The 6,569-nt window shown below is 70.9% G+C and carries 6 protein-coding genes and 2 pseudogenes; 3 read left to right on the top strand and 5 right to left on the bottom strand.

Features of this window, described 5'->3' with window-relative positions; translation table 11 throughout:
• On the bottom strand, nt 1–295 hold a 295-nt coding region (locus A5681_RS09575), incomplete at its 3' end, for an ArsR/SmtB family transcription factor (protein ID WP_067272803.1).
• 38 nt (nt 296–333) lie between these two features.
• Complete coding sequence (locus A5681_RS09570) at nt 334–1,581, bottom strand: APC family permease (protein WP_067272800.1); 1,248 nt, start codon at nt 1,579–1,581, stop codon at nt 334–336.
• 64 nt (nt 1,582–1,645) lie between these two features.
• Here A5681_RS09570 and A5681_RS09565 point away from each other — a divergent pair, with 64 nt between their 5' ends.
• Entirely contained in the window at nt 1,646–2,380 is a 735-nt protein-coding gene (locus A5681_RS09565) for an ArsR family transcriptional regulator (RefSeq protein ID WP_231996269.1), read from the top strand.
• Nucleotide 2,381: 1 nt separating this feature from the next.
• Nucleotides 2,382–3,833, top strand: coding sequence for a multicopper oxidase family protein (locus A5681_RS09560; RefSeq protein WP_067272796.1), 1,452 nt, complete (start codon nt 2,382–2,384; stop codon nt 3,831–3,833).
• A gap of 6 nt (nt 3,834–3,839) precedes the next feature.
• Here the strand turns inward: A5681_RS09560 and A5681_RS09555 are convergent, their stop codons facing one another.
• Nucleotides 3,840–4,964: an FAD-dependent oxidoreductase gene (locus A5681_RS09555; RefSeq protein WP_067272791.1), complete on the bottom strand. Its 1,125-nt coding sequence runs from the start codon at nt 4,962–4,964 to the stop codon at nt 3,840–3,842.
• 161 nt (nt 4,965–5,125) lie between these two features.
• Here A5681_RS09555 and A5681_RS09550 point away from each other — a divergent pair, with 161 nt between their 5' ends.
• Complete coding sequence (locus A5681_RS09550) at nt 5,126–5,926, top strand: hypothetical protein (protein ID WP_067272805.1); 801 nt, start codon at nt 5,126–5,128, stop codon at nt 5,924–5,926.
• Between the two features lie 37 nt (nt 5,927–5,963).
• Here A5681_RS09550 and A5681_RS27660 read toward each other — a convergent pair.
• Both A5681_RS27660 and A5681_RS09545 read right to left on the bottom strand, forming a co-directional pair.
• Nucleotides 5,964–6,171 (bottom strand): annotated as a pseudogene (locus tag A5681_RS27660) (hypothetical protein); the annotation flags it as partial.
• A gap of 77 nt (nt 6,172–6,248) precedes the next feature.
• Nucleotides 6,249–6,569: pseudogene (locus A5681_RS09545) on the bottom strand (hydroxylase); the annotation flags it as partial.

Raw genomic sequence — 6,569 nt, 5'->3', positions numbered from 1 at the left:
GCGCACCGGGAATCACCCAGTAGTACACCCAGGTGCCACGTCGCTCGCAGTCCAGCAGCCCGGCCGAGCGCAGCAGCTTGAGGTGATGGGAGATCGTCGGCTGTGACAGGTCGAAGGTCGCCGAAATCTCGCAGACGCAGGCCTCGCCCCCGGGGTGGCTGGCGATCAGGCTCAACAACCGCAGGCGCACCGGGTCGCCGAGCGCCTTGAACATCGCCGCCAACTCGGCCGCCTGCGACTCGGCCATGGCGGCCGTCCCGAGGGTGGGGCAGCACGCCGTCTGTTGCTTCGACATTCTTCTATATAAACACTTATCGAATCAGCGCGCCACCGCTACTTTGCGCGGGCGCGCCGAATCGCGTAAGCGGTGACGCCGATGGCCAGCACCACCAGGCCGGACAGCACCGACGACAGCGGCATCGCGAACGCGAGCAGGACGCATCCCACCAGCCCGGTCAACGGGATTGCCCGGTGGGGCCGGCCCTCGTCGCGTCCCAGGGCGAATGCGGAGGCGTTGGCCACGGCGTAGTAGATCAGCACGGCGAAGGAGGAGAAACCGATCGCGTCGCGCAGGTCGGCGGTCGCGGCCAGCACCGCCACCACCAGGCCGATCAGCAACTCCGCGCGGTGGGGGACCCCGAAGCGCGGGTGCACGGCCGCGAGCGCGTGGGGCAGGTGGTGGTCCCGGGCCATGGCCAGCGTGGTCCGCGAGACGCCCAGGATCAGCGCCAACAGGGACCCCAGTGCCGCGACGGCCGCGCCCACCTGGACGACGCGAACGAGCCAGCCCGCCCCGGCCGCTCGCACCGTGTCGACCAAAGGCGCCGCCGCCTCGCCGAGCCGCCGCGGCCCGAGCACCGAGAGCGCGGCCACGGCCACCAGGGCGTAGACGGCCAGGGCGATGGCGAGCGCGATCGGGATCGCGCGCGGGATGGTGCGCTGCGGGTCGCGCACCTCCTCGCCCAGGGTGGCGATGCGCGCGTAGCCGGCGAAGGCGAAGAACAACAGGCCCGCCGCCTGGACCACCCCGCCGACCGAGGTCCCCGCCGGGCGAAGTGGCCCGGCGCCGGCCGCTCCCGACGTGAACGCGGTGACGATCACCGCGGCCAGCACGGCCAGCACCAGGGCGACGATGACGCGGGTGAGCCAGGCCGACTTCTGCACCCCGGCGTAGTTCACCGCGGTCAGCGCGACCACCGCGGCGACCGCCACCGGGTGGGCGTGCGACGGCCACGCGTAGGCGCCGATGGTCAAGGCCATCGCCGCGCACGAGGCGGTCTTGCCGACAACGAACCCCCACCCCGCCAGGTATCCCCAGAAGTCGCCCAACCGCTCGCGGCCGTACAGGTAGGTGCCGCCGGAGGCGGGGTAGCGGGCGGCCAGGCGCGCGGAGGAGGTGGCGTTGCAGTAGGCCACCACCGCGGCCACCGCCAGGCCCAGCAGCAGACCGGAACCCGCGGCGCGCGCCGCCGGGCCGAGCGCGGCGAAAATCCCGGCGCCGATCATCGAGCCCAGCCCGATTGTCACCGCGTCGAACAAACCCAGGCTTCGGCGAAGCTCGCCGGTGTTGCTGTCGGCCACTCGGTCTCCTCACCGCCCACGCATCGGCCAACCTATCAAACTAATTTGATGTATTGTCGGCGAAGTGGCGGCAGGCAAGACGGCGGTTCCGTCGCTGATGCGAATGGCGTCGCACCCGGTGCGCTGGGCGCTGCTGACCGAACTGGCCGGCAGCGACCTCCGGGTGCGGGAATTGGCCGCCGCCGTGGACGAGCCGCAGAACCTGATCTCCTATCACCTGGGGCTGCTGCGCTCGGCCGGGTTCGTCGACGCGCGGCGCAGCAGTTTCGACGGCCGCGACACCTACTACCGGCTGAACCTGACGGGGTGCGCCGGGGCGTTCCGCGAGGCGGCCGCGGCGCTGCATCCAGCGCTGGCGCCGACACCCGCCGCGAAACCGGCGGCGCGCTCGGTGCTGTTCCTGTGTTCCGGCAACAGCGCGCGCTCGCCCATGGCCGAGGCGCTGCTGCGGCACCGGGGCCGGGGCCACATCCGGGCCTCGAGCGCGGGCAGTCACCCCAAGCCGCACCTGCACCGCGACGCGATACGAATCATGCGCGACCGGTACGGGATCGACCTCGGCGCCCAGCGGCCGCAGCCGTTGACCGCGGTGGCGCGGCGCCGCTTCGACTGCGTGATCACGCTGTGCGACAGGGTGCGCGAATACGCTTTTGACCATGGCGTGACCACCACGATGCACTGGAGCCTGCCCGACCCGTCGGGCGCCGGATATTCCGAATTCGGCCGAGTGGCAAGCGAATTGGACGAGCGCATCGACTTCCTCCTGCCCGTCCTCGACGCGTGCCCGCGGGAGCGATGACGTGTCGCTCGATCGGCGTGGCTTCCTCAAATGGGGCGGTCTGGCCGCGCTCGCCGCCGGCGCGGGCGGCTGCGCACAGCCCGCGCCGCCCGCCGGCAAGGCCGATTACACGCTGCGAATCGGCACGGGCACAGTCGAATTGGCGCCGGGCCACGTCGTGTCGACGCTCACCTACAACGGCCAGTTTCCCGGCCCGCTGCTGCGGTTCACGGAGGGCCGGCGGACGACGGTGGACGTTTTCAACGACACCGACGGTCCCGAGCAGTTGCATTGGCACGGCCAGCGGCTGGGCGTCGACGTCGACGGGGCGGCAGAGGAGGGGACGCCGTACGTGCCCGCGCACGGCATGCGGCGAGTTTCCTTCGTCCCGGGCCCGGCGGGGTTCCGCTTCTACCACACGCACGTGGTGCCGCGCTCCGACCTGTCCCGGGGCCAATACAGCGGGTTGGTCGGCCCCGTCTACATCGAACCGCGGCAGGACGCCGGGGCCTACGACCAAGAAATCTTCCTGACGCTCAAGGAGTTCGAACCCTCGTTCACCCGCGGCGGCGACATGGCCAGCGAATTTTTGGCCGGTGAACAGGAGCCGGACCTCAAAGAACGCGGCGAATCGGCGATGGCGGCCTCGTTGGCCCGGGGTGAACCACGCGGCTTCGAGGTGAGCTATGGCGCGTTCGCCGTCAACGGCCGCATGCTCGGCCACGACGATCCCATCCGCGTGCGGACGGGCGAAAGGGTGCTGCTGCACGTGCTCAACGGCAGCGCCACCGAGAGCCGCAGCCTGGCGCTGCCCGGGCACATGTTCGACGTGATCGCGCTGGACGGCAATCCGGTGCCCAACCCCGCCCCGGTGCCGGTGCTGTGGCTCGGTGCGGCCGAACGCATTTCGGCGGTGGTCACCATGAACAACCCCGGCGTCTGGGTGCTGGGCGACCTGTCCGACGACGACCGCGGCCACGGCATGGGTGTGGTGGTCGAATACGCCGGCCGCGATGGCGATCCGCAGTGGGCGGCGCCGCCACCCTTCCAGTGGGACTACCGGCGGTTCGCGCGGCCCGGGCCCGTCGCGCCGCCGGACCACACGATCGAGCTGCTGATCGAGAAGCGCAACGCGGCCGACAACGGGTTCAACGTCTGGACGTTCAACGGCACACCGTTTTCCATGGACGGCAACCGGCCGGTGCTCGATGTCCAGCGGGGCAAGCGGTATCGGCTGCGCTTCCGCAACGCCAGCGACGACCTGCACCCGATGCACCTGCACCGGCACACCTTCGAAATCACCCGAATCGCCGGCACACCCACGGCCGGCGTCCGCAAGGACGTCGCGATGCTGGGCGGCTACCAGAGCATGGACGTCGACTTCGTCGCCGATCAGCCCGGGCTGTCGCTGCTGCATTGCCACCAGCAGATCCACATGGACTACGGGCTCATGCTGCTGCTGAACAGCGCCTGACGCTCCCTAGCCCAGCGGATTGTTCTCCCGCACACCGCGATACATGCCCCACCGCACGATCCAGGGCATCACCACGCGCTCGACCGACCACGTCGGGAATCGGAACGCGTGGCCGGTGGGCAGGAAGACCTCCAGCCCGTCGGGCTGGACGCCCACCAGGGAACCCCACCGCCGCGTCGGCGCCCGGTAGGTCCGCAACCGGCCGCCGCTGAGCTCGGCGCGCACGTTGCGGGCCACCAGCGCATCGCCGCGGTTGCGGGCGGAGCTGCGCAGCGGATCGGTTGCCGCGACGTCGCCCACCGCGAAGACGCCACGCTGTCCGGGCACCCGCAGCTCCGGTGTCACCCGCACGAACCCGCGCTCGTCGAGCAGCTCCGCGGGCAGCCAATCGGTGTTGGGCCGTACCCGCCCGATCGCCCACAGCACGGCGTCGGCGGACGCGGGAACTTGCCCGGTGCTCCAGCGCACCGGCTCGTCGGTGATCTCCTCGCCGGCGAAGCCGTCGGGCAGCACGGCGCGGTGGCCCGGGTGGATGCCCACGCCCAGGCCGGTGAGTCGCCGGTGAATCCTGTCCCAACTTCGTGGGTGGTATTCGCTCAAGGCGCGCGGTCCGGGGAAGTACAGGTCGACCCGCTTGCCCGGCCAGGTGGTGGCCAGGTTCAGCGCGCTGCTCACCGCCGCCGCGACGACGCCCACGACGACCACCGACTCGGCGGCCGCCAGCCGGCCGTGCGCCGCGCGCAGCTCGGCTCCGACGTCGGCGGCCGATTGCAGCGTCGGCCGGCGCCAGAAGCCGTTGCTGACCCCGGTCGAGATGATCAGCGCGTCGAATTCCTCGGCGAGGGTCGTGCCGTCGGCGCGTTTGCCCAGCACGGCGCGGGCGTCCAGGTCCAGGCCGGTCAGCCGGGCCTGCACCGTGCGCACCCCGTCCAGGCGCCGGAACCTGTCGAACGGGATCCAGTAGTCGCGGGCCCAATCGTGCGGGCGGGACAGCCGAACGCCGAGTTCCTGGCCGCTGACCAGCGCGGGCTTCACGGAAATGCCGACGACGTCGGCGTGCGCGGACAGCCGGATCGCGGCCAACACACCGGCGTCTCCGAGGCCGGCAATGACGACACGCTTGCGGTTCATGTCGCTATCCTGCCTTGGATGAAGTTCGGGCCCCTCCACTGACCGATCGATTGCCAGGAGCATGTCACTTGGTCGCCTCGCCACACAGCGATCGCATCGGACGCGTCGCGGAAGTGCAGCGGTCGATGCACCCCCGCGCGCGTGCCGCCCTGCACGCCGCCGTGCGCGCGGGGGCGCCCCGGCCGGACGCCGCCCGGCGGGCCGCAAAGGACTTCGAGAAGCCGGGACTGGCGGCGCCGGTGCTCGCGGAGATCCGGTGGGCGTTCACCGCGCCGCGCACCTGGTTGATGGGTGTGGTCGCCAACGTGATCTTCGCCGCGGCGTGGCTGCTGGTGCAGCCGCTGACGGTGGGCCGCCACCACACCGACTGGGTGATCCTGGTCGGCACGTACTTCTCGTCGTGGGTGCTCGCCGACGTCACCACCACCAACCTGTTCGGCGCCGATCACTACCGCGTGCTGGCGGCCCTGTCCGGCGGGGTGCCGTTCTGGCGGATCCTGCTGATCAAAAACCTTGCCCTGCTTGCCATCGTCGGGCTGCCCACCTTGCTGGCGGCGATGGTGTTGACGTTGTGGTTGGAGACGCCGGGGCGGCTCGGGATCACGATCCCCACCGTCGCCGTGCCCATCGTGTCCTGGCTGGGGGTGGGCAACCTGATCTCGGTGCTGCATCCGGTCGGCGTCGAGCCACTGATCCGGCGCTGGCGCCAGCGCGGCGACCGGCGCCGCACCGGCAGCTGGTTGGCGGTGCTGACCCTGCCGTACGTGTTGTACTACGTTGCCGACCCGATGAACGGCGTTGAGCACAAGGTGCTTTGGACGAAGCTGCCCGCGATGATCTGGCCGGTGTTCGGGCGCGACACCAAGAGCTTCGTGCACCTGGCGGTCGCCGGGGCCGTCTGGGTCTTCGGCACGGCCGCCGCGCTGTTGTGGGTGCGCAGGCGCGGGCTTGAGATCAGATGATCGCCGAGGGCACTTCGGGTCTGATCTCCTCGATCTTGATCGCGACCCGTTCGGTGGTCCCGGCGAGGTAGGCCTGAGCGGCCGTCGAGTGCAGGTAGTGCGGGCCGGACAGCTCGACGTGCTCGGTGGGGATGACGAGATGCCCTGGGACGGCGATCGTGTCGTAACCCCCGGTCGACGCACTTGGCCATGCGGGTCTGGTCGGCCCCGGTGACCGCGGCTCTCCGGCTGACGCGCGGGCCGATCCGCCGTGGGAAAGTGACCGGTCAGGAAACGGCGCTTACCGCCGCCGGCACGAGCCTCCTCTTACCCCCTAGAATTGCTAAATCATCGCCCGGAGCGGGCCCTGCGGGTCGACGCCCAGCGAACTCAGCGCCGACGCGTGGTAGATGCTGCCGGGGACATGGATCGCGTGCATCTGCCCCACATGGACGTCGCGCCAATACCGTTGCAGCGGCTTGTCCATGCGGGCCGCGTTGCCGCCCGAGCGGGCGAAGATCTCGTCGACTGCGGTGACCGCGCGCCACACCGCGCGGATCTGGGTGCGCCGACCGGCCGCGCGGTCGGCGAACGACACCTCCTTGCCGGCGGCGACCATGTCGTAGATGCGGTCGGCGTTGGCCAGCAGTTCCTGGCGGGCGGC

It is taken from the genome of Mycobacterium scrofulaceum, from assembly GCF_001667885.1.
Classification (GTDB): domain Bacteria; phylum Actinomycetota; class Actinomycetes; order Mycobacteriales; family Mycobacteriaceae; genus Mycobacterium; species Mycobacterium scrofulaceum_C.
Note: the sequence above shows the minus strand (reverse complement) of the source record. Positions and strands in the feature narration are given on the sequence as shown.

Bases quoted from the DNA above. Each gene is read 5' to 3' on its own strand.
- A5681_RS09555 (WP_067272791.1), bottom strand. From the start codon at position 4,964: ATGAACCGCAAGCGTGTCGTCATTGCCGGCCTCGGAGACGCCGGTGTG.